Here is a 22959-nt window from a genome sequence, read left to right as displayed (position 1 = left end):
TATATTGTATACATTAAAACAAAAAGAGCCCGCTAATAGCAGGACTCTAGAGATACATCCATTATGAAATTGTTTGCGGTTTATGGAGTAGTTGCAGCAGCTGGCGGTGTTTGCCCGGGCTGCTCAACATCGGCCGATGTATCAGCACCCGTTGTATCAGCTCCCGCTGTATCAGCATCGGTTGTATCGGCATGCGTTGTATCGGCATCTGTTGTTGTATTTTGTGCAGCTTCCTCTTTTACCGGCCATTTGAGTTCTGCCTTTCGCCCGTCAATCCACCACTGCCCGCCTGAGGTCGAAGCTAACAGCCAGGTTCCCCATCTTCCCGATACCTGGACGGTTTGCGGAGTAAGAACGGTTACCTTAGGAGAGAAGGCATCCGGATATTTATAAGCGGGTGCGCTCACTTTCAATTCAGCAGTTGCCATAGTCTCCTCGATGATTGCCAGTTTTCCCGGTGAGGGATGAATCCATCCCGGCCCTTTATCTGCTTGTACCTGATACCAGTCGCCCTTCCGTGCAATAACCTGAAGATTTTGCGGCTGTAGAGTGGTCCCGCCGGCTGCAGCCCCGATTTTAGTATAGAGTTCCGTTCCTGCCAGCAGGCTCATGGTTTGCTGCAGATATTGGATCTTCTGTTTCCCCAGCCATAACGAATAGGACTGCAGCGCAGAATAAAGCCCAACTTCCTTATTCTCAGACCAGATTCCGCTAAACTGCCTTAATGGAACACTGCTCTCACCGGCATAATTAGCAATTTCAATCGTAAACCCGGGACGGCCATACTCCTGAATGAACCAGTCTTTATAACCGCCGCCTGAAGGATTCTTCTGTGGAATCACCAGAGAGTATCCCGTCAGGTTGCCAAGGGCCCGGGCCATGGTTTTATCACGGGCCAGATTGCTGTTCAAAGTATTGAAGTGCCAAAATATGATTTCCCCGGAGCTATGGTAGGAAATTGTAACTTCCGGATCAACTTTATGTGTAAAATCCATCATCATCTGCACTTCAGGAGCTTGCCCCGGCTTCTGTCCTTTGTAGTTCTGATACCAGGGATACTTGACCGCATCCTGAATCGTAGTCCATCTCGCCGGATATTGGCGGTTAAGGTCAATTCCCTGCATATTTGCTTTCCAGCGGTTAAAATTAGTGCTGTTTCCGTTATACCGGCGCAGCGTTTGGGCCAGATTCACCGGCAGCCCCGCTGTACCCTGCTGGGATAAAGTAACACCATCCGGGTTTACCATCGGAACGACCCAGATGCTGACTTCGTCCAATAAGCTTCGTACGTTATAATCCGCAATTTTTCCATTGCTGTAATAGGCTTGGGCATATGTATCGATCATTTTCATCAGCAACGCACTTGTCATCCATTCTCTGGCATGATGCGACCCGTTAAGAAACAGCACGGATTCTCCCCGGCCTAGCTTCACCGCCCACAGCTGCCGTCCATAAGCAGTTTGTCCCAGCGATTCTGTAGATACCAGATCAGGATATTCCTTCACTAATCTTTCAATATCCCTTTGCATCACAGTATAGGAATATACCTGATTGGGGTTCACAATGTTTGCCGCTGCCTGTACTGATCCTGTAATGATGAATAATGAACCTAGTAATATAAAACTGAAAAAAACAATCGTAACCTTATGTATTTCCTTGCAAAAGCGTAACCTTACCACATTCCCATCCCCCATTCAATCTGCCTGAGACGTGTTAATCTCTCTAGTAGCTAGTGGAAGTATATGAGAACGTAACTTAAGCCGTCAATATTAATAATTGGTAGATTCATCTATGTGATCAAAAAAAGTGTCCCAGCAGCCAAAGCCGCCGGGACATCATATCATCCTAAAGATTCAATTACAAAACCGGGTAAGAACAGCAATAATCAGTTAATGCAAATACTTCCAGCGCAAACTTGGAGTTGCCGGGAACGTGAAAGGTATCTGTGCCTTTGATTTCTTTCCAGACATCTGTACCGGGAAGCAGTACTTTCAGCTCGCCGGACAGAATTTCCATCGTCTCGGGACCTTCCGTACCAAACTCATATACTCCAGGCAGCATGATGCCAAGCGTCACCTTAGTGCTATCCTGCAAAGTAACCGTGCGGCTGGTAACTTTTCCATCGTAATAAATATTAGCTGCTTTTTGAATTGTCGCGTTGGTGAACTGACTCATCTGCTCATTCTCCCCTTTGTCCTTAATCCGTCTATTATAGCAGGGCTTTGACGCGGCTGACTACATTTTCTACGGTAAAGCCGTATTCTTTGATTACCGTATCGCCAGGTGCAGAAGCACCGAAGGTTGTAATGCCAAGAATATCGCCCTGATCACCAGTGTAACGTTCCCAGCCGAAGGTCTGCGCCATTTCGATAGCCAGACGGGCTTTGACCTCAGGGAGGATAACGGAATCACGGTAAGCTTTATCCTGCTTCTCGAACAGATCCCAGCTCGGCAAGCTGATGACACGGACATCGATGCCTTCTTCGGCAAGAGCGGCCTGTGCTTTTACGGCCAATTGAACCTCAGAGCCTGTTGCGATAATCTGTGCCTGTGGTGTTCCGTTCTTGGAATCGGAAATCACATAACCGCCGCGTTTGATGTTGTCGCGTACTCCGTCCACGGTGCCTTGCAGGATCGGCAGGTTTTGGCGGGTAAGCACCAGCGCTACCGGATTTGATGTATTTTCCATCGCATATGCCCAGGCTGCAGAAGTTTCATTGCCGTCAGCCGGACGGATAACCGTCAGACCCGGAATGATGCGCAGGGATGCAAGCTGCTCAATCGGTTCATGGGTAGGACCGTCTTCACCGACAGCGATACTGTCATGCGTCAGCACGTAAGTTACCGGCAGTTTCATAATCGAAGCCAGACGAACCGCCGGACGGAGGTAGTCGGTGAATACGAAGAAGGTGCCGCCAAATACCTTAAGGCCGCTGTGCAGGGCAATCCCGTTCATCGCCGCAGCCATACCGAACTCGCGGACGCCGAAATAGATATTGCGGCCACCGTAGGAATCCGGAGTGAATTGGTCAAGACCGTTCAGATGGGTCATTGTCGAGCTTTCGAGGTCGGCGGAACCGCCCACCAGCTGCGGAACACCAGCCGTTAGCCCGTTCAGAGCATTACCGGAAGCAACACGTGTGGAAACCGCTTTGTCTTCAGCTTTGTAGAACGGAAGGTTAGCATCCCAGCCTTCAGGAAGCTCGCCGTTCAGCGCTCTTTCCAGTTGAGCCGCAAGCTCAGGGTATGCTTTTTTGTAAGCAGCGAATTTCTCATCCCATGCTTTGTTGGCTGCAATACCTTTTTCCTTCACTTCAGCAAAACGTACACGGACTTCATCCGGCACATAGAAATTCTCTTCGTATACCCATTTGTAGAAATCCTTCGTCAGCTTCGCTTCTTCTGCTCCCAGCGGGGAACCGTGAGTACCGCCGTGGCCGCCTTTACCTTGCTTGTTCGGGCTGCCGTAGCCGATGACGGTCTTCACTTCGATCAAGGTTGGTTTGCCGCTCTCGGCCTGCGCCTCGCTAATCGCCTGGCTGATTGCCGGAAGGTCGTTGCCGTCTTCCACACGCAGAACTTGCCAGCCGTAAGCTTCAAAACGTTTGGCTACATTTTCGGAGAACGCCAGGTTCAGCTTGCCGTCCAGCGAAATATCATTGGAATCGTAGAGCACAATCAGTTTGCCCAGCTTCAAATGACCGGCAAGCGAAGCAGACTCGGAGGAAATCCCTTCCATCAAATCGCCGTCGCCGCAGATTGCGTACGTATAGTGGTCAATTACATTATGATCGCCTTTATTGTAAGTAGCGCCAAGCTGGGCTTCAGCCATCGCCATCCCTACGGCCATACCGATACCTTGTCCAAGCGGACCTGTAGTTGCATCAACACCTGCAGTATGACCGAACTCCGGATGTCCCGGTGTCAGGCTTCCCCATTGGCGGAATTGCTTCAGCTCCTCCATTGGCAGATCATAGCCGCTAAGGTGCAGCAGGCTGTACAGCAGCATGGAACCGTGTCCTGCGGACAGCACAAAACGGTCACGGTTAACCCAAGTCGGGTGCTCCGGATTATGATTCATAGTCTTCGCAAACAGCTGATACCCCATTGGAGCTGAACCCATCGGCATTCCCGGATGACCGGAATTTGCTTTTTCAATCGCGTCAATGGCAAGCGTGCGGATCGTCGTGATGGCCAGGTTATCCACAGTGGAGTTTTCTTCTTTATGGATTGCTTGTTCTTTTGCCTGTTCAGTCATGAAAATAATCCTCCTCGTAATCAAGAATGTCATTTTGACTATTATTGTAACACTAATGTGGAAGCAATTCCAATTGTTTTTACAGACCCTATGTTTGAACAGCTTATTTTTTGCGGGTTCAGCCTAATCTATTCATTTATTTTCTTCCTATGAAAATAAAAAGCCGCTTCAGCAAATGTAGAGTATGATAGAAATAATGAAAGCGCTGTACTTTGAACTGTACCTGACTCATCCATAACCCATTGATAATCCCTGCAACGTGCATAGGACCAGTTTCCGACTTAGCCTTTGGTCCAGTAACTGAATAAGACTAAAGTTTGTTTTACAACGCTGGAATATACAGTAAGATGGAATTACTTAAGCAAGCGATTAACCGGACAACACTATTTCCAGCAGAAAGGGATCTCAAAGATGAATGCAAACCGAAATATCTATGTTGTGCTTACCGGAACGGGCACTGCTTTTAGCGGAATTATTAAATGGTTTACCAGAGCTGAACTTAATCACGCTTCGATTGCTTTTGACAGGGAGCTGAGTGAGGTGTACAGCTTTGGACGGAAAAAAGCATATAACCCCTTTGCCGCAGGGCTGATCCGCGAGGATTTTGTGCACCCTTTTTACAACAGTGCGGACTGCGCAATCTATCAGCTCAGTGTGAGCAAAACAGAATATGAGAAGATGTACAACCACGTGAAAGGCATGATGGAGCAGCAGGACCGCTACAAATACCATCTGCTAGGCTTAATCGGTGTTCTGCTCAATGTGGAAATCAACCGGGAAGATGCCTATTTCTGCTCCCATTTTGTCGCTTCTGTATTCGAAAAATCTGCGGTTCATCCCGTTGCCAAGCCCTCCTGCTTCGTAACACCCGAAGATTTCGCCTCTTCGCTGCGCGCGCATAAAATCTTCAGCGGCAAGCTCTCCTATTACATGCGCAGAGTGCACGGAAAGACAGCCCATACTTCTGGTCTACATAATTCGGGATCTGCAGCTCCTGCCTCTGTTGCGTCACGAATGATGCGGCTGCAGGAAGAGCGGGTAGAGGGAGTCGTCTAAAGCCCCTCCACCCGCTGTACGTTCCCCTCACATTTCACTTTATTCTATGACTGCGGAAATACTCCGTCCAATCCTCAGAAATGACTACTGTCACCGTATCTACCTTTGTCTGATATTCATTCGTTGCCGTGAAGGTGAACGTAACCGGCCCATTTGGTAATTTCTCAAAGGAAGGATCAGTGAGTTGTCCATCCCAAATGAGCTTGTCACTATCAGCCGGGGTGAGCTGCGTTGTATACCCTCCCGTCATCGTTACCTGAACCGTATCCGGAAGACCGGTTGTCTTTGCCTGCAGCACGAAGGCTTCTCCTGCCCAGTACACGTTATAAGCGCGCGGACTTTCCGGATCTCCGCTTTGCTTCAGATTATAGGCTTGGCGGTTAGCGTTCCATTCCTCGGTGTGCTTGACTCCGCCCTTTACCGTCAACAGATTGACCATAAAATATTTCCGCGGAGAAATCGCGCTCCAGTCAAAGCCGTCGAAAGCCTCAACCTCTACCGCATACTTCTCATACTCTGCAAGCGCTCCAGCGGGCACCTGCCACTGCTTAGCACTTGAAACCTGTTCACCTGATTGCACCTTTATTGCGCCAGTTGTTAAATTGATGATTCTTACTTTATACCGCTGCTGTTGGTCTCCATCCTCATCCTGATAATCCCATTTGACGATCGGCGTAAGCGTGCTGACGATGGTGGGCTTGGCCTGGTTACCGCTAGTCGGATACGTGATATTCACTTTCGGGAGACGGTTTACAACCGTGAGGCTATGTGTAATCTCACGGAAGAGTCCCAGCGAATCCGTAACGACCTGACGATACGTAAAAATTCCATTGGAAGCAAATTTCTTCGTGAAATCGCCCTGGGTGCCGGCGAGTCCTTCCGTTCCGTTTTCGGGCTTAAGAGTATATTTATAGCTGATAGAATCTCCTTTCGGCTCGTCCAGATCTGTAGCCGTGCTTTTGATGCTAAGAACATCCGTCCGATAGATCGGTACCTTTGTGGCATCCTTTCCTGTATCCGTCAATAAACTAAATCCAGGCTTCGGAGGGTTGTCGATGATGAACATTTTTTCATTCGAAATCTCTGACCAGGAACCCTTAGAATACGCCCGGCCCAATACAGTGAAATATTCGAAGCGATTAAACGTTGGATTAGGGACCTGATACTGGCGGATCAAGCCGGTGTTATCTGCGTTCTCCACGCTTTTTTCCAAGATACCTTCCTTTGTAAAAAACTCCAGCCGGTACTTTTCCTGCGGGTCATTCTCCGGATCGGAGTATGTCCACTCGACCAACGGATCTCCTTGCTTCTCTGCATCCAGCACGGAGGGGTTCTCCGATGTGCCAGCAGGGGATGTTATCGTCATCGATGGTGCCAGGTTCTTCAGTACATTGACCTTTAGCGTGTCGATGTTCGACTTGGCCCCGATCTGGTCTACGGCCCAATGCTCCAGGGTGTAAATACCTGAATTCGGGAAACTGACCTCGATGCTAGGAGTCTTGTATAATTTGGTGGCCCCGTCACTGTCCGTCACCTTCCAAAAATATTGAAGACTGGCCATATCGGATGGATCTCCATCATTATCAGACGATGTGTACTGTTTTGTGTCGAACTGATACACCGTTGCAGGCCCGTTAATGGCTGCTGTCGGAACATGGTTCAAAACAGTAAAATTTCTGGTTGCATTAGAGGAAAGTGTTCCGTCTGAAGCGGTCAGGCGCATTTCCCAGCCATCTGATATGGCTTGCTGCTGTGTAATGCCGCTGCGTGCGATCAGGTCCCGGATGGTCATGACCTGATTTCGGTTGCCTCCAGAATAATAATATGAACTGTTATTGATTCTTGCGTTCCAAGCGTAGCTTAATACATCGCCGTCTTCGTCTGGATCTGGTGTCATATTCTCCATGGTAATGACCGTATCCCGGTACACTTCCGTTGGCATGCTAAAAGCAGCTGCCGGAGGATGATTAATCACCTGTACGGTTTGGCTGTATGGCTCCGACCAAAGCCCGCGGTTATCATGAACCTTTAGGGTGAGCTGATAGGTCCCGACTCCGTATGCGGCGATGTTCGGCGGTGTAGTAGCACCGCCCCAATGACTCCATACCTGCTGCCAGCCATCCTTAATTACGGTCCAATTATAAACATCCAGCGGGTCATTATCCGGATCAAAGGATTTGTCTATAATCGTCGTTGCCTTCCGGTAAGACACGATGCTCGGCTCCACCGTAAACAGTGCAACTGGGGGTAAGTTATAGGCCGCTCCTACGGTTTGCTGCGACCAATCGCTCCACACACCAGCCCCATTTTCACCATCTACGTCTCTCACTCTTAAGCGAATATCATACTGGTCATTGCCCGGTAGCTGTGCCGGAGGAAACCCGTCCGTCCAGACTTGCCCTTCTGTCTTCTTATATTGCCATTGCCAATCCATCAGCCCTTTATTGGATGCAGTAATATGATCTAAATCGTACGAGCTGTCGGTAATCTGTAACCATCCGCCCATCAGCTTGGCGCTGAACAAGGCAATCGGTTTGCGGTGCACATGGAAAGTCATGGATGACAAATTGTCCCGGCTCCATTTCCGGTAAACGTCGAACCGGTCATCGTTTTTGGGGTTGTCCCGGCCCTGAAAAGTAGCCACATATACTCCACTATAAGGGAAGGAAGGGTAGACAGAACTGCGCCACAACCCGGAGTCTCCGATGATGCCCATGGAATTATCAAAAAAGTATGGATCATGATCGAATCTGTAGCGCTCTCCATGTTTAGCATCGCCCTCCGAGTCAAAGAATTTTGTTTTCGTTTCTACAGGTGTATTGACGAGCACAAAGGACTTGTTCCTCATTTGCTGTTTGACATTAATCGTGAGCGATGCCTTGGCTGTCATTCCAGAGGGGTCGGATGCCGTGATATTCATCGTGTACGCCCCTGGCGGCAAAGAGTCTTGAATTGCGTCTATCGGTATACTGAAATTTTTTGAAAATTTGGCTTGAGGTACAACGGTCTTCTTGTAGAAAACATTAGGGATTTCAGCGGTTACCGTTACATCTTCGTTATCCGGATCACTGACATATCCCTCAATATTAACTCCGCTCAAATTGGGAGCATTGACTAACGTTATTCCATTAGGTGTACCCACGGATAAAGAGGGTGGATGATTCGGTATGAGTTCAGCCGTCCTTGTCATATATGGAGTCCAGTAGGCCGGTGTATAGCCGACACCGTAAGGGTCCCCCGCAAGAAAATCTGTATGAACAACTATTCTAATTCTGAACAATTCCGGATCGCCAGCTAATCCTGGACGTATGTCTTGTTCTTGAAGGTCGTTAGAACCTTGAAAGTATACGTTCGGTGCTGTTACTTTCATTTTCTCTCTTATGTTAGATAAATCAAAATCAACATAAGGTTTATACCGCTCCTCATAAGGGACAAAACTATACAAGTTTCCGAAATCCGCTGGCCAATAACGATCATCGTAGTAAGAGTATGGGTTTTCACGACAAAACCAGGACTGGTCTTCCCCATACTGATCCATTTTTTCGTATTCATACCCCTTTTTGGTATAAATAGAAGAGCACATCTTGGTCATAATTCGTTCTGTACCATAACTACTATTCAAATGGACCCGCAGGTTGGCCCCAGGCGCAACATCATAGGTCAATCTTTTAGTGATTTTATTGTATTTAAGATTGATAACCTTGAGGGCTGGAAAGTCTAAAGTGATCGCATTATCCTGGTTTCCGTGACTCCCTTGTCCGGCTTCAAAGTTGATATCCCGGTAATAAATGATGTCGTCCTCTGCGGCCTGCACGACTGTTCCTAACCCTACCACCTCTAATGCTGGTCGTGGCAAGAAAGGGAGCAGTAAAGCAAAACAAAGGAATAGTATGATGCTTTCCTTCAATAAACGTTTCATATGTCTTTCCTTTCTCCACTTAAAAATCCCAATCTACTTCAGGCGGGCGGTTATTCACTTCTACTATTCGTTCGATAACATTCTGGGTAGCCTCAGAGCTCGTCCGCAGCCTATCGGCATCGGTGACAAAATCCTCAATCGTCGGCTGGCCGAACTCTTCAATAACGGTAACACGTACTTCATACTTCCCGACCTGATACAGTTCCAAATTTAGGCGAGTTTTGTTTTCGCTACTGAACTGTACCCAGCCTTCATCTGTAAAACTTCCGTTGTTATTAGAATCGTAGCGGTATTCCCAAATCCGTCTCGTAATATTATCTTTGTCTGAAGAAAAAGACATATCATCAATGGAAATGACTGCTTTATTTCCATTAGTCGGGTCCCTATAGGCCCCTATGGGCATTGCAAAGTAGGCAACTGGGGATTCATCGGGAGCGATATCGAAGGTAATCTCCTTGTCTGAAGCATACCCGGCCGTATTCTCCACGTGAATCGTCGCCCTATACTTCCCTGGTATCCTAAAAAGTACATCTTTACTCTCCAGCTCGGCCAAGCTGCCACTGTACTTAATGTCCGCATTCGTGCCACCGCTGACTGCACTAATCGTGACCTGCGTCCTGGACTTAATGATCGGAAACCGGGTCGGACTTGAGCTGCTGTTGGTCAATGTGGTTTTCCGGTTCTGCTTGAGCGAGCCGCTAATTTCGAGATCTGCCGATGGCCTCGGCTCGATGACCGTCACTTCCGTGCTGGTGCTTCCGGTCATGCCGTCATTATCAACGACGGTCAGGGTAATGGGAAAAGTCTCTCCGACCTTATCCCGGGTATACCAGACATAACCTCTGGCCGTATTTTCAATCCCGCCTTCTGCTCCAGGAGTTCCCCAAGCATAGTCAGTAATGTATCCGTCCGGATCGGAGGAATTGCCCCCGTATACCATCATGTCAGAACCGGCTTTGATGTACTTAGGTGCAGTGATTCGGGCAATAGGCGGTTTGCCTTCCGGCTTGGGCGGTGTACTCGGTACAGATGGATAGCTGACCGGGTTATCCTTCTTGTACACCCCGGCAGAGACTTCCATGCTCTGCTCCAGTGATGTTATAGTTCCGGTCTTGGTAACCACAGGCTTCTTGAACCGGATTACGACTGTCAGGGTATAGTCTTGCTTGAAATTATCATTGACGACCCGACTGGCCGGGATTGCGAAGTCAAAGCTTTTTGATGCAGTAAGTTGCTTGCTGTACTCTTTCTTCATGTCGGCCTTGGCGGTACCGTTCTTTTCCTTGGCGTAAAACACCCATTCTTCGATGTTAGAGGAATCCGTGTAACCTAATAGCTCCCCTTTGACGTTAATCTTCACATCCACCTTACTGCCTTCCAGCTTGATCGGGTTCGGGCTTGGCTTCTCCAAAGTGGCCGTTCCGTTTAGTGTAGCTTGGTCGGGTGGGGAGTAGTCGAAGGTGACTGTACCGGCGTAACTGTAGGAGGTGAGTTTGGCTTGGGCTTCGTAGTAGTAAGGTTGTTTGACAAAATATAGACGTCCTTCAACCCACTGTCCTTTTTCAAAATTATCAGAAACTTGTTCAGGCCTTACGTTTGCTGTGGGAACTTGATATGTAATGACGATTTTCCCATTTTTGAGACCACCAGCCCCTTTAGCCCCATCTAAAAGCGTTCCTAGTTGCATCTTGATACTTGATTCATTGACAGAACTAAAGGGAACCACTGTTTGGTCCTTCCGAAACCATGTTGCCGAATTGGGCGGTACAATGGTAATAGATTTAGTAGATACATTTTTAGTTGGCGGATTAGTTGAGGGTGTACTGTAATCAGTTGCAGCTGCATTATAGAATGTATTGACGTCTCTGTATTCATCATAGTTATTAATTTGCCAGCGGCGTCCATCCGCATACCGCCAGATTGAATTTCCTGGGTTGGTTACAAATGGACGATTGAAACTTTGATCTTTGCCTTCTACAGGGAACGTTTCATCCTTTGCCGTCCCCTTCAGCGTAAGTTTTATTTTCCCGTTCTCAATGCTGATCGCCCCTACGACACTATTACTTCCAGAGTATTTGAGAGTGCCCGTCTTTATCGCGGAACTGGAGACTCCGCTAGGCAAATCAAGATAAAAGGTCTTCGCACTATTGGCCGATCCCGTTAAGCCACTTGTCACCGGCACGCTGACGCTGCCTTGCTTGGCACCTTCTGCTTGTGCAGAATAGTTTATGGTCGGCATAAATACCAAGCAAGAGACAATAAGAGCAATTATCCATAGTTTATTTTTTCCCATCAGTATGCTACTCTTTCCATTTCACAATATTTGCGAAGCTAGATTCTCTTTTATTATCTACACTTAGCTCAAAATATTTGAGTTTTCCAGTGTAACGTAGTCCTTGATAGGTAGTAAGCTTCTCCCCTGGCTTTAAACTCCAATCCCAAAGCGCTTCTTTGCTATTTGGTTTGTAATAGCTTACTTCCGGCATAGCAGCAGAAGCTTCCTCCTCCGGCAAATCCCCAAAACGTAGACGCCATTTATCTCGTAGATCCTTAGCATTCTGTTGAACAACGTTCCCACTCTTATTCTCCACGGTAATCTTTGTCCAAACAAAATACTTAGCGTTGTTCAGGTCATAACCGTACTTCTTGGCCAGCGCCAGAGCATCCTTCGACTTGGCATCATATATCATGATCTTCTCCAGCGTGTAACTAAGACCACCAGCAGTTACGGTAACCGGCAGCTCCACGTCCTTCTTCAAACCATACTTGATTAGATTGTCTGTCATTACTGGTTGTGACTGGCTGGCTGCTGCAGATGCTGTATTAATTACTGCTCCTTGAATCAATATGGAGCCGAACATCATTGTTATTGCCAGAGTTACTTTCAGAATTGTCTTTTTCATTTAGATTCTCTCCTTTAAGAATGAATTTGGATGCGGCTGCTAAGGCTCGCCTCGGATCAGGTTAACCATTTCAATTAATGCTCATCGGATATGCCGGAGCGCAATTGCCAATCCAACCGATAATGGCACGCTGGATCAAAAGCGGCCAGAGCCAAAAAATCCGCACGCTTCATTAAATCACTTATTCATTTTGTACTCCTGCACGGCAGGCACAATTATGGCCTCCTGGACTTTCGCACGGGAGATTAATACCGGGTGAGCCGTCTCAATGACGGCAATCACGGAAGGACCTTGTATGTATTTGGTAATGCCATAATTGCTGTCCTCATAGAGAAAAGGAAAGGTGACTCCGCTAGACTGATCAACAATGTCGAACTTCACGATTTTTACTTGAGTTTGCAGCCGGCTCCCCGCCAGGGGGGACAGGCCGTCGTCCAGTCCCAGATTTGCCTGAAGAGATTGCCGGAAGGCGGCAAAAGCTTCAGCGGGTTTGATAATCAGACGGCCTTGTGCCCGTGCGGACTCATTCAACTCCTGTGATGCGTCATGAACAGCAATGTTATTGGCATCCTTGAGCATGCTGCGCAGCATGTCCCATTCCTGATTCTGAATCTGAAAAAACCAGGAATAGATGAAGATGAGCAGAACAAATGCAAGCTTAATAATATAGTCCATAGATTAGGTTCATCCCTTAATCAGTCGAGATACTCACTCATGATTGACCCATGCCCGTAATAACGCGAGGGCTGTGACACACCGGAAAAATTGTAAGGAAACAGATTCATTCTAGGTGCAGAAATATACACATCCATGCGTTGCTTGCGTTCCTGCAAGGTTTCTGTGCTGCTTGTGATTTGAATAGAACCTTCAGGAAATCCGACAGCTTTTAGGTTAGAGATGACCTCATTCCTCATTGAAGCCGTGACCATACCCTCCGTTGCCGCTTTTTGAGTGATGTAGGATGTGTTAGCCTTGACCTGCAAATCTAGCAGGTAATCAATATAAGTGAAGATGGGCTGCAGGATTATAAACAGGACAAGCCACATGAATAATGCCCGGAGGACGGTAGCCTTCAATGCGCACGCCCCCTTTTAATACTGCTCGACTTGTTTGGTGTGTGTGATGATGTCGTCCTGGCTGCTGCCGATGATATTCGTTGCCGCCGCGATGAACATTCCCGCAATCACAAAACCGATCGCCAGAAACATGGCAACTGAGATCGAGTCTTTTTTCATCGTCTTAGACCGCAGTATGTAACTCAGTATTGGCGACTGTGGCGGATGGAGCTAACTCTGCCGGTTGAACCATAGTTACTCCAGGTATTGTCGGTCTGTTGTCGTCCGCAGCGTTAATAACATCCCGCACAACCGGAATCAAAATGGCAATTACGATGGCAACACACAGAAACCCGATAGCGATGAACAATCCAGTAGAAATAGCGTCTTTTTTCATTGTTAATATCTCCCTTTTTATTTTATGTTTTTATTGGATTCTTGAATATAACAAAAAACTCACTGAAACAGCCCCACCCCATTAAAATTCCCTTTGATCAGCAAAATGTACTGCATCGCCATCGATACGATCATCAGAAAAGTGGCGATGGAGGGGATGACGTTGATGATGGTGGAGACATCGCCGATGAAGGACCATTTTTTCAAATATTGATCGCTGGAGATCTTGGTGATAATCTTCCCCTGCTCCCGCAGATAATTGGCCGCTTCCGTATCGTCGTCCATCCCCTCCGTAGCCAGCAGAATCGAACGAATGTCGTTGATGAACGCATGGTTGTCCGGAAATTTACCGCAAAACCATTCAATGGCCCGTTCCGTCCCCTCATCCACTGCCCGCTCTGACAGCTCATACAAATCCTGACGGATGTAGTTGAAATGCCCTGCCGTTCCGGCGCAAAAGGCCCCAAACTGCACATATCCCCGTTTGCGCAGCCGGTTATTTTCATAGAGGCGGATAAAGGAGATCAGCTCCCCGTCTTTTTGAATAAGTGACTTCTGATGCATCCAAGCCAGCAGCCACCCCAGCGGAAGATATCTCAGCGGACTGGTAATCAACAAAATCAGAACGGCGACGAGCAGATCGTAGATGGAAAAAGGCGCGGACCGCAGGAAGTCCCCTGCCGCTTGAACAAGCACATATATCAGTGCCGCCGAATAGCGGAACAGTGTGATTTTGCCTGCGGAAATGGTGAGGCCGCTGTTATAAAGAAGCTGCTGCAGCCGCTCATTGTGCATGCGCTCCCCCAGTGTCTTCCATCTGGCACCCAACCGGAGAAAATAACGCTCCTGCCTGGTGCTGCTGCTCACAAAAACCAGCAATGCGAGATATACAAGTCCCAGTATCGCAATCAAAAGTAAAAATCTATCCATAATTCATCACCTTAGTGGTAGTCCAGCTTTGGCCTGGCGAGTATGGTACTGATCATGAAAGAAATGAACAGCCCGGATATAATAATCATCAAAAAGGTTAGGCCGACAGTAGTCTGAAACTGCAGTTTGAAATAGACATCCGGCTTCAGCATATAAATAAAGGTTCCGACGGATGATACCAGCACCACCAGATTGCCGTACAGCCCCAGACTGATCGCATCCCGGCTCCCTGCCTTCACTGTAAGAATCGTCTCCCGCTGCTGCTCCATGGACCGGCTTAGCATCATCAGCGTGTTCTTCAGGTAACGGGTGCCTTCTTTCTCGAAATACAGCAAATCCGAGACAAATTCCACAGCAAAGGTGGTTCCGATAGCTCCTGCAAACCGCTCTGCCTCAAGGGTCAGCTCCCGTTCATTGCTGTAGTTGGCAAATGCGGCTCCAAGCAGTCTGAGCGGAGTCTTCAGCACACTTTCTTCTGTCAGGAAGTCAGCCGTCTTAGATAAAATGGAGTCCACCGACAGGTGTGTGAATTTGGTCGCAATTTTGATTACATCCAGCAGATCATAACTTCCATGCACCTTGCGCTGCGCGAAGAGATATCTCGTCCGAAGATAAGGAATACTGGCTGCGATGACTGCCACAAACAGCGGAAACCGCCAAGATCCCTGAACGGGAAGCTGGTTATCGAAGTTGATACCTTCCAAGAAAGGATTGCTGAAGCTCAAATGCCCCGGCAGCTCTCTTAGAGTAAGCAGTCCTGAGAGAAAAACCGTGATGAACACCAACAGAGTCCGGATGGAAAAACGCATAACACTAATTCCCGGCTCATATTTTCGTTGGGCAAAATAGAGCAGATCGTCCAAATGCCGGTACAGCCACCTCCTTTGCTTATTGCTGACTTTTTGACCAAAAAGACTGATCCGCAGGCTCATCCGCTGGTCGATCTTTTGCCCAAGCTGGCGCAGATGCCTCTCAATGAATGGCTTCACCAGCAGCCACAAGCCACCGGCAATCAATAAATGAAAGGCAATCTGAAGCACATAAAATAACAGCTCCATGAGTTGTCCCCCTTCATTCGTTCAAAACAATCTTTGATTTGAGGCTCTCCTTCAGCGGCTCATCCATCGGTTTCTGCGCAGCTAAATGTCCCAGCTCCTGCAAAAGCACCCGTGAAGCGCGCGGATTTTTCTTCTTCATCTTGCGCATAAGGCCAGCTGTCAGCTTGTCATTATAGCTCCAGGCGGATTGTTCTTCTTCCCAGCGCATCAGATCATTGGCAAATACGGAATTTGCAGCTTCGTCATAATACACCTCGGAGATCCGGGCCAGCCGTTTTTTTCCGTCCGCTACGCTCTCCAGAATAAATACCAGCTCACAGGATTTAAGCGCAGAGATCAGATGGCCTTTCAGACTGCCGCCGATCCGCGTGGATACCGCAAAAGCTCCCTGATAAGGAATATCCTCCGAATCCACCGTATGAAAGGTGCCTGTAATGCCGTCATAGCCTTTTTCGCCGCTCCACAGATAAAATTCCCATTCGTTATAGCGCATTTCAGTCATATAGAGAATGTTCGGATCATGCCGCAGCGACTCCACCCCGACCTCCATTAATTCCTCGTTGGCTGCCTGAATCGGAATAATCCGATGGCCTTTGATCTGGTACGGCAAAATCGACTCCGGATGCTTTTCAATCATCACTACTCCCATACACGAAGAAGATCCAAGCAGCTGCTCACCTACAACAGTGTTGGCAAAGGTAGTTTTGCCTGATCCGACCGCTCCGGCAATAATGGTGTTGCGGAACGTACCCGACAGGGCGCGGATCAGCTCAATGGCTTCCGCAGGAATACATCCCGTACCGGCTTGATCCTCCAGATCCAGAAACTCGACCACCTGCCGCCGCAGTGAAATCGTGGTGAAGCCTTCCCACACTCTGGGAGACACCCAAATCGCAAGCCGGATGAAGCGGCCGGGCCAGAGCGGATCATCCATTTTGAACTCTACAGAAGGATTGTCCTTGTTGAGTTTCTTATCAGGGTCGCTTTTCAGCAAAGAGCGTTTGAGCTGCTCCACCCGGTCCAGTGAGGGCATCTCATAGGGATACACCACAAACTTGCCCCGGTGATTGTAAAAAATCTGCCGTCCGATCATCTGCAGCCCGGTAGATTCGCTGTAGGCCCGGTCGGTAAACCAGCGGTACGCGGGGCCAAATCCCTTCCATTCGTGAAACAGCGCTTCTGCTGCTGTCCCGTATGCTTCCGGTACCTTACCGGTAAACGGTGTTTTGCGCAGATATTTCTCAATCTCATTCATGAAAAAGCTGACTGCCTGCGGGTCGCCGATCAGCGCCTTCGCATTAAGTTCAAAGTACCCGTCATCCTCCCGCTCCAGCTCGGCGTTCATGTCGCTTTTCATTTTTTGCAGGAAGCCGTAAAAATCATCTTTGCCTGGCCTGCTGGTGCGAAGCACGCTTTGTTTCAGGGAGAACAGCCTGCGGTTGTCCTGAGGATTCGGCAGCCATATCGCCTTATGGATCTGCCCCATCCCTTGTTCTTCACGTTGAATCTGGGCTTGATTCCATTTCGCGCGTAAAACCTCTTGCCGGTATTCAATCATTGAAAAATCCCCTTCTTTCGGGCTTCCGGTGCCAGGCCCAGGGATACCAGCAGCGCATGTACCTTGTCATCTACATGCTGAAGCTCTCTTTTGCCCAGCGGAAGACTATCCTGAAACGGTTGATAATAGGGCAGTTCAAGTAAAATCTCACTGCCAAAGCGGAGCGCCAGATTCTTGGGCGAGGTCATTTCCTCCACATTGCTGCGGTTGATGATCCACTGGAAATCCTGCGGATACAGATCCATATGCCCGGCAAGCTCCATCAGCGGCTGAAGCCGGTATTCGTGTCTCGGGTGTGTGACAATCAAACGCAAGGCGGATTTCTGCATCCCCACATACCATGCTGCACTCTCGGGAACCGATCCGAAATCAGCAACCACCACATCGGCATTCTCAGCAGCCTGGGCGAGCAGATATTCAATTTCCTCTTCCTGGTAGTCCTGAACGCTTAAGAAGTCAAAATTCCCAGGAAGATAAGCGTAACCCTCCTGCTTTACCAAACCTTCAAAGTCTGCGGGCTGCAGCATTTTGCCGGTCATCCGGGGCCGCAGCCTGTCGAGGCTGATCGCAGTTTTGCGGTCGAATCCGGGATCGTACAGATCAAGGCCGAGCAGAATCACACGTTGTCCCGCAGCGGCAATCCGCCGGGCGAACAGCTTGGCTACACTGGTACAGCCAATACCCGGGCCGGAGCCGAAAAAACCGACAAGATTGCCCCGCTCCTCACGTTCCTCCTCCAGAATGTAACGCAGCTTCTCCACAATCGCTGAAGAAGTAGAACGCGGCGGGATGAAGAAAATCCCCAGACTTTCGCAGAACATATGGATAGCCTGATAGCTCCTTACCCCCTTTTGCCGGTAAACATATAATATGGAGGAGTTCGGATAGCCCTGCCGCAGCTCGCTCAAAGCTGTCACCGGGACCTGTTCACTGGTAACCATCAACATCTGCCCCTGAGTCTGGGAAGGTTCAGGCAGGACATTTTGCGTAACTACCGTGAACCCGGCAAGCTTGATCTCATTAACCGTCAGCTGATCCATCCCAAAACTGAATATTTTCATTACATTGGCCTCCTTTCACTTTTACTCTACACGTACAATCCACAGCTTCTTCCCCTGCTCCAAATATTGTCCCAGCAGCTCGCCGTCGCTTTTTTTCAGCTTAAGCTCAGGTGCTGCCACCTTGCCGGTTGAAGTAAAGCGGTTGTTCGTGTTGCCGTTCTCCGAGTCCTGAACATCGTTGTTGTCTTCCGTTCTTACATAATTAACTGTGACTCCAGTTAGGAATACTTTGCGTGCAGGCGCGGAAGGCTGCGGGGTTGCAGTATTCGCAGCTCCTACGGTTTTTGCTGCCCCTGCGGCTCCAACAGTTTTTGTTTCTCCTGCAGTTGCTGCTGTTTCTGGGGCTGTTCCTGCCCCCGCTGTTGTTCCGGCAGTGCCAGAGGTTGTTCTGCCTGCTGTTGCAGAGCTATACCCGCCACCACTCCGCGTTTGATTTGCTGAATCACCTTCAACCAGATAAATATCCACTTTGTCTCTACTGCGCAGCGAACCGTTAATTGCATAGATGGCTTCCTTGGGAATAGGAAAAATCCCCTCGTCCTGCTGTGGCTCCAGGTCACTGACATCCACCAGCGATGCCGTCAGAATACTACCGTTCGTTAATATTACATTTGTAATCTTATGCTCCACCTGACTGACATCTGTGATCACCCCTGAAGGAATATCCTTGGTCTGGACGGAGTCCAGGTAAAGATCACTTGGTTTAAGTTCATAATTTTTGGGCAAAAAGCTACCCTCGGCCACTTTGATCTTGACCACAGTCTGCGACAGCACGTATGGCTTGAAATACAGATCGTAGCCGAGCAGGCCGCCGAAGCCGATAACCAGAATGAGAAAAGCAAATAAATAATTGCGTCTTAAGAGATGTCCCCGCTGAGAAGCCAAGCCTTTACCCCCTTATAAATGCATTTATGAGCACGACAAAACACACCTTGGCAGAGAGCGCCAAAATGCTGGTAAAATGCTTTTTTACCTAATAGTAGTTGAGAAAAGTATTAGATTATCATTGTGAGGTACGGAGCTTGAGGATAACCGCGGGAGCAGGCTCCCGGCAGAAGAAGGATTCCGGTGAACGGCACACACTGTCCATGCAGAGAAAAGGCTGCGCAGGTTCACCGGAGATGATTCAATTAATTAAAAACCACTGTTTTGTTGTGATGGACAAGAATTCTGTCTTCGATATGCCATTTGACTGCCCGGGCCAATACAACCCGCTCGATCGTGCGTCCGATGCGTTTCAGCTCATTTACATCATCACTGTGACTTACCCGCTGCACATCCTGCTCGATAATCGGACCGCCGTCCAGCTCTTCAGTGACATAGTGGGCCGTTGCACCGATAATCTTCACCCCGCGCTGATAGGCCTGGGCATAGGGCTTGCCGCCTACGAACGCCGGAAGGAATGAATGATGGATGTTGATGATCCGATGGCGGTAATGCTCTATGAACGAGGGCGAGATAATCTGCATGTAGCGCGCCAGAATAATAACGTCAATGTCATCTCCGATGACCTTAAGCTGGTGCTGCTCCGCTTCTGCTTTGGTATCCGCCGTTACCGGAATATGGTAGAACGGGATGCCAAAGGACTCCACATAGGCCTGCATATCTGTATGGTTGCTGACAACCAGAGCGATATCGGCATCCAGATCCCCGGCCTGCCACTGCCAGAGCAGTTCAACCAGACAATGATCTTCTTTGGAGACAAAGATAGCCAGCCGTTTCTTTTGGCTTACATTGAATATTTGCCAGTTCATCTTGAACCGTTCCGCAACCCCGCTAAAGACTGAACGCACTTCGTCAATCCGCTCGGCCAGCTTGGGCAGGTCAAACTCCACTCTCATAAAAAACATTCCGCCATCCGGGTCCATGGTGTATTGATCCGACTGGACAATGTTCGCGCCATGCTGGTATAGAAATTGCGATACAGCAGCCACAATCCCCGGTCCGTCCGGACAGGAGATCAGCATCCGCGCCCGGTTCGGGTATTGTCCGCTTAACGAATGCTCTCTTTTTACATGCAATTCCATAATTCTCGTTCCATCCTCTCATCTGCATGCGCAATCTATAATTTGGCTTTAAGCGTTCACGAGCAGCTGCTTGCCTGCCAGCCAAGCGATCAGCCTTTGATTGACCGCTTCTTCACTGAGCTGAGGAAACAGCTGTGCGGCAGCAACCGTATCATATAGACGTTCCAGCGGTTCACGCGGATCAGCTTTTTTGGCCTTGGCATCGTTCTTTAGCAGTTCCCATACATTCAGCACGTACTGGCGGGGATCAAACTCCTGCTTGGCAAAAAAAGCATGCAGCTCTTCCACCTCATTCAGAAACTCCGCCCCGAACCGCTCAGCCACGGTGCCGCGCAGCAGGGCAATTTCCACCTCATACATCGGGCGCAGCTTCTTCGCATCTTTTCCGATCCAAGGCGTCTCCAGAATGAACGGCAGACCTGCAAGGGCTTCGTGATGGACTACCTTGTTGATAGTCTCAAAGCCAATGTAGCCCGAGCCAATCGGCGTATGGCGGTCCTTGCCCGCCCCGCGCGGATTTTTGCTGTCATTGATATGGATTACGCCCAGCCGGCTCAGACCAATGATCTGGTCAAACTGCTGCAGCACACCATCCAGATCGCCGACAATATCATAACCGGCATCATGGATGTGGCAGGTATCGAGACAAATGGACAGCCGCTCGTTATGAACGACTTTGTCGATAATGGAGGCAATTTCCTCGAAGCTGCGGCCAACTTCCGTTCCTTTACCGGCCATCGTCTCCAAAGCAATGTGCACTTCCGTCTCGTTCGTACCGCCAAGCACCTCGTTCAGACCGTCTGCAATCCGCTGCACTCCATATTCAGCATCTTTGTCAGTGTATGCTCCCGGGTGCAGTACGATATGCTTCACCTCAAGCGCATGCGTACGGCGGATTTCCTCCTGGAGGAAGTCAACAGCCAGTTGATACGTGCTGTCCTTGTAAGAACCCAAGTTGATGATGTAAGGAGCATGGACGACAATTTCCTCCACACCATTATCCTTCATCGCCTGCTTGCCTTCGGCGGGATACATCGATTCAATAGGCTTGCGGCGCGTATTCTGCGGCGCACCCGTATATATCATAAACGAGGTCGATCCGTACTCATTTGCTTCATTGGCCGCACTCAGGAGACCCTTGTCCGCACAGGACACATGTGAACCTATTTTAAGCATACCTTTTTCCCTCTTTCCTTCACGAATTAACCCTTATTCTACCGTGATCGGGAAAATAAATCTAGGCAAGCTCTTAGCGCCTGCTTCCGCTTCGCAAAACTTTGGAAATGCGCTATACTTTAGATGAGCATTAAGTTTGTGACAATCATCATTGTCAAAGGCGGTGTATTCATGTTTTCAAAATCAAGCTTAGGCTTGCTGTCCGCAACACCGAGCAACTGGTTTATGAACTCCATCGCATTTTGGACTTTTGTGCTGCTGGGCTGCATGTGCATCGGCGGCTATTTCATGTTCCGCAAATTCCTAAAAGTGCTGCCCAAAGCCGATGGCAAATCCAAGCTGGACTGGCAGAATTATTGGGTCGAACGCAGCCGTCCACTGTGGAGCGATGAGATGAAGGCTTTTCTGGATCAGCTCGTTCAGCCTGTGCCAAGCCCTTTCCGTGATATCGCCAAGCATTCCATTGCTGCCGAGATTGGCAAGATCGCTGTAGAAAGCCATGCGCCGGAGGTTACCCGCGAGCACTGCATCAGAGGATATATCGTGGCTACACCACGGCGCGACAACCGTTTTCTGATCAGCTTTCTGGAGAAAAACGGTATCGACTACTCTCTTTATCAGCACCTGATTAAATAACCGGAGGAGCGATCCTTATGAAATACCTAATCTGTGGAGGCAGCGGCTTCATCGGACGTGAGCTTACCGAATACTGGCTGCAGGGTGGACATCAAATCATTGTTGTCGGCCGCAAACAGCCTGAAGCCCGGACCGCTGCCCATCCGGCCCTAAGCTTCCTTACTTGGGACAGTCTGGCTTCACATCCGGAGCTTGCCTATGGCGCGGATGCCCTGGTCAACCTTGCCGGTTCCTCATTAAGCCAGCGCTGGAGTCCAAGCGGCAAGAAGTCCATTATGCAGTCCCGGCTTGAAACCGTTTCAGCGGCAGCCAGGCTGCTGAACGCGCTGCAAAACAAGCCTCCCGTGGTGATTCAATCCTCCGCAATTGCTATCTATGGCACTTCATTGGAGGATACTTATGACGAAACCTCTCCAGCCCAAGTGATGGACTTCCCGTCCGGGGTTGTGGAAGCCTGGGAAGGGGCTGCAGACGAAGCCTACAAGGGTGTGCGGGTAGTCAAGCTGCGCACTGGCGTGGTGCTGGGCAACGAGAGCGGTGCTTTTCCCAAGATGAAGCTGCCCTACATGCTTGGCTTTGGCGGTAAAATCGGCAGCGGGAAGCAGTGGCTGTCCTGGATCAGTCTCACCGATATCGTCCGGCTAATCGATTTCTGCGTTCAAACTCCCGGCATTGAAGGCCCTGTTAACGCCACTGCTCCGCACCCCGTGACCAATGAGGCGTTCGGCAAAATGATCGGCAGGGTCTATCATCGCCCACACTGGTTCCCCATTCCTGCCTTTCTGCTCAAGACAGCCGTAGGCGAGCTGTCGGAAATCCTCCTGAAAGGCCAGCGGGTGCTCCCTTCCAAGGCCTTGGAACACGGATTTACTTTTACTTATCCAACCTTGCAGCCGGCGCTGGAGCATCTGAAAGGAGAATAGCCT

At 49.2% G+C, this 22959-nt stretch carries 20 protein-coding genes; 3 read left to right on the top strand and 17 right to left on the bottom strand.

Annotated features, from left to right (window positions below; genetic code table 11):
* Window positions 1-80: 80 nt before the first annotated feature.
* The 3 genes from PRIO_RS07350 to tkt all read right to left on the bottom strand — a co-directional run bounded on the left by PRIO_RS07350 (window position 81) and on the right by tkt (window position 4258).
* The gene (locus PRIO_RS07350) at window positions 81-1562 is read right to left on the bottom strand and encodes a M14 family metallopeptidase (RefSeq protein ID WP_167345591.1); all 1482 of its coding nucleotides are present in this window, start codon (window positions 1560-1562) and stop codon (window positions 81-83) included.
* Window positions 1563-1857: 295 nt separating this feature from the next.
* A complete protein-coding gene (gene ppnP, locus PRIO_RS07345) occupies window positions 1858-2175 on the bottom strand; it encodes a pyrimidine/purine nucleoside phosphorylase (RefSeq protein WP_046501682.1) in 318 nt (105 codons plus the stop codon).
* A 34-nt stretch (window positions 2176-2209) separates the two neighbouring features.
* Window positions 2210-4258 carry a transketolase gene (gene tkt / locus PRIO_RS07340; RefSeq protein ID WP_020428323.1) on the bottom strand — a complete coding sequence of 683 codons (2049 nt, stop codon included), beginning with the start codon at window positions 4256-4258 and terminating at the stop codon, window positions 2210-2212.
* 411 nt (window positions 4259-4669) lie between these two features.
* Between tkt and PRIO_RS07335 the strand changes: the two genes are divergently transcribed.
* Window positions 4670-5314: a hypothetical protein gene (locus tag PRIO_RS07335; protein WP_020428324.1), complete on the top strand. Its 645-nt coding sequence runs from the start codon at window positions 4670-4672 to the stop codon at window positions 5312-5314.
* A gap of 34 nt (window positions 5315-5348) precedes the next feature.
* Here PRIO_RS07335 and PRIO_RS07330 read toward each other — a convergent pair whose 3' ends face one another.
* The 14 genes from PRIO_RS07330 to PRIO_RS07270 form a co-directional block, all read right to left on the bottom strand.
* Complete coding sequence (locus tag PRIO_RS07330) at window positions 5349-8234, bottom strand: glycoside hydrolase family 78 protein (protein ID WP_141639094.1); 2886 nt, start codon at window positions 8232-8234, stop codon at window positions 5349-5351.
* A gap of 1018 nt (window positions 8235-9252) precedes the next feature.
* Window positions 9253-11526, bottom strand: coding sequence for a hypothetical protein (locus PRIO_RS07325; RefSeq protein ID WP_020428326.1), 2274 nt, complete (start codon window positions 11524-11526; stop codon window positions 9253-9255).
* 7 nt (window positions 11527-11533) lie between these two features.
* Window positions 11534-12136 carry a hypothetical protein gene (locus PRIO_RS07320; protein WP_020428327.1) on the bottom strand — a complete coding sequence of 201 codons (603 nt, stop codon included), beginning with the start codon at window positions 12134-12136 and terminating at the stop codon, window positions 11534-11536.
* A 177-nt stretch (window positions 12137-12313) separates the two neighbouring features.
* Window positions 12314-12811 carry a hypothetical protein gene (locus PRIO_RS07315; RefSeq protein ID WP_020428328.1) on the bottom strand — a complete coding sequence of 166 codons (498 nt, stop codon included), beginning with the start codon at window positions 12809-12811 and terminating at the stop codon, window positions 12314-12316.
* A 20-nt stretch (window positions 12812-12831) separates the two neighbouring features.
* Window positions 12832-13212 carry a hypothetical protein gene (locus tag PRIO_RS07310; protein WP_020428329.1) on the bottom strand — a complete coding sequence of 127 codons (381 nt, stop codon included), beginning with the start codon at window positions 13210-13212 and terminating at the stop codon, window positions 12832-12834.
* Window positions 13213-13227: 15 nt separating this feature from the next.
* On the bottom strand, window positions 13228-13371 hold the full coding sequence (locus PRIO_RS35955; RefSeq protein WP_020428330.1) for a hypothetical protein: 144 nt from the start codon (window positions 13369-13371) through the stop codon (window positions 13228-13230).
* A gap of 4 nt (window positions 13372-13375) precedes the next feature.
* A complete protein-coding gene (locus PRIO_RS07305; RefSeq protein ID WP_020428331.1) occupies window positions 13376-13588 on the bottom strand; it encodes a hypothetical protein in 213 nt (70 codons plus the stop codon).
* Window positions 13589-13647: 59 nt separating this feature from the next.
* Window positions 13648-14517 carry a hypothetical protein gene (locus PRIO_RS07300; protein WP_020428332.1) on the bottom strand — a complete coding sequence of 290 codons (870 nt, stop codon included), beginning with the start codon at window positions 14515-14517 and terminating at the stop codon, window positions 13648-13650.
* An 11-nt stretch (window positions 14518-14528) separates the two neighbouring features.
* On the bottom strand, window positions 14529-15575 hold the full coding sequence (locus PRIO_RS07295; RefSeq protein WP_020428333.1) for a hypothetical protein: 1047 nt from the start codon (window positions 15573-15575) through the stop codon (window positions 14529-14531).
* A gap of 13 nt (window positions 15576-15588) precedes the next feature.
* Window positions 15589-17133, bottom strand: coding sequence for a P-loop NTPase family protein (locus PRIO_RS07290; RefSeq protein WP_046501669.1), 1545 nt, complete (start codon window positions 17131-17133; stop codon window positions 15589-15591).
* The gene (locus PRIO_RS07285; protein WP_020428335.1) at window positions 17130-18194 is read right to left on the bottom strand and encodes a CpaE/TadZ family protein; all 1065 of its coding nucleotides are present in this window, start codon (window positions 18192-18194) and stop codon (window positions 17130-17132) included. Before PRIO_RS07285 ends, PRIO_RS07290 begins: the two co-directional genes overlap by 4 nt.
* A gap of 21 nt (window positions 18195-18215) precedes the next feature.
* Entirely contained in the window at window positions 18216-19079 is an 864-nt protein-coding gene (locus PRIO_RS07280; RefSeq protein WP_020428336.1) for a hypothetical protein, read from the bottom strand.
* Between the two features lie 245 nt (window positions 19080-19324).
* Window positions 19325-20221: a formyltetrahydrofolate deformylase gene (gene purU / locus PRIO_RS07275; RefSeq protein ID WP_020428337.1), complete on the bottom strand. Its 897-nt coding sequence runs from the start codon at window positions 20219-20221 to the stop codon at window positions 19325-19327.
* Window positions 20222-20269: 48 nt separating this feature from the next.
* Window positions 20270-21397 (bottom strand): deoxyribonuclease IV, encoded by a 1128-nt coding sequence (locus PRIO_RS07270; protein WP_020428338.1) that lies wholly within the window; start codon window positions 21395-21397, stop codon window positions 20270-20272.
* A gap of 171 nt (window positions 21398-21568) precedes the next feature.
* Between PRIO_RS07270 and PRIO_RS07265 the strand changes: the two genes are divergently transcribed.
* Together PRIO_RS07265 and PRIO_RS07260 are read left to right on the top strand one after the other, a co-directional pair.
* The gene (locus PRIO_RS07265; RefSeq protein ID WP_039788100.1) at window positions 21569-22033 is read left to right on the top strand and encodes a DUF2621 domain-containing protein; all 465 of its coding nucleotides are present in this window, start codon (window positions 21569-21571) and stop codon (window positions 22031-22033) included.
* 17 nt (window positions 22034-22050) lie between these two features.
* Complete coding sequence (locus PRIO_RS07260) at window positions 22051-22956, top strand: TIGR01777 family oxidoreductase (RefSeq protein WP_020428340.1); 906 nt, start codon at window positions 22051-22053, stop codon at window positions 22954-22956.
* Window positions 22957-22959: the final 3 nt, after the last annotated feature.

The sequence above is a fragment of the Paenibacillus riograndensis SBR5 genome, assembly GCF_000981585.1.
In the GTDB taxonomy this organism is placed as follows: Bacteria; Bacillota; Bacilli; order Paenibacillales; family Paenibacillaceae; genus Paenibacillus_AQ; species Paenibacillus_AQ riograndensis.
The sequence above is the reverse complement of the archived record's forward strand: the minus strand, read 5'-3'. Positions and strand labels throughout refer to the sequence as shown.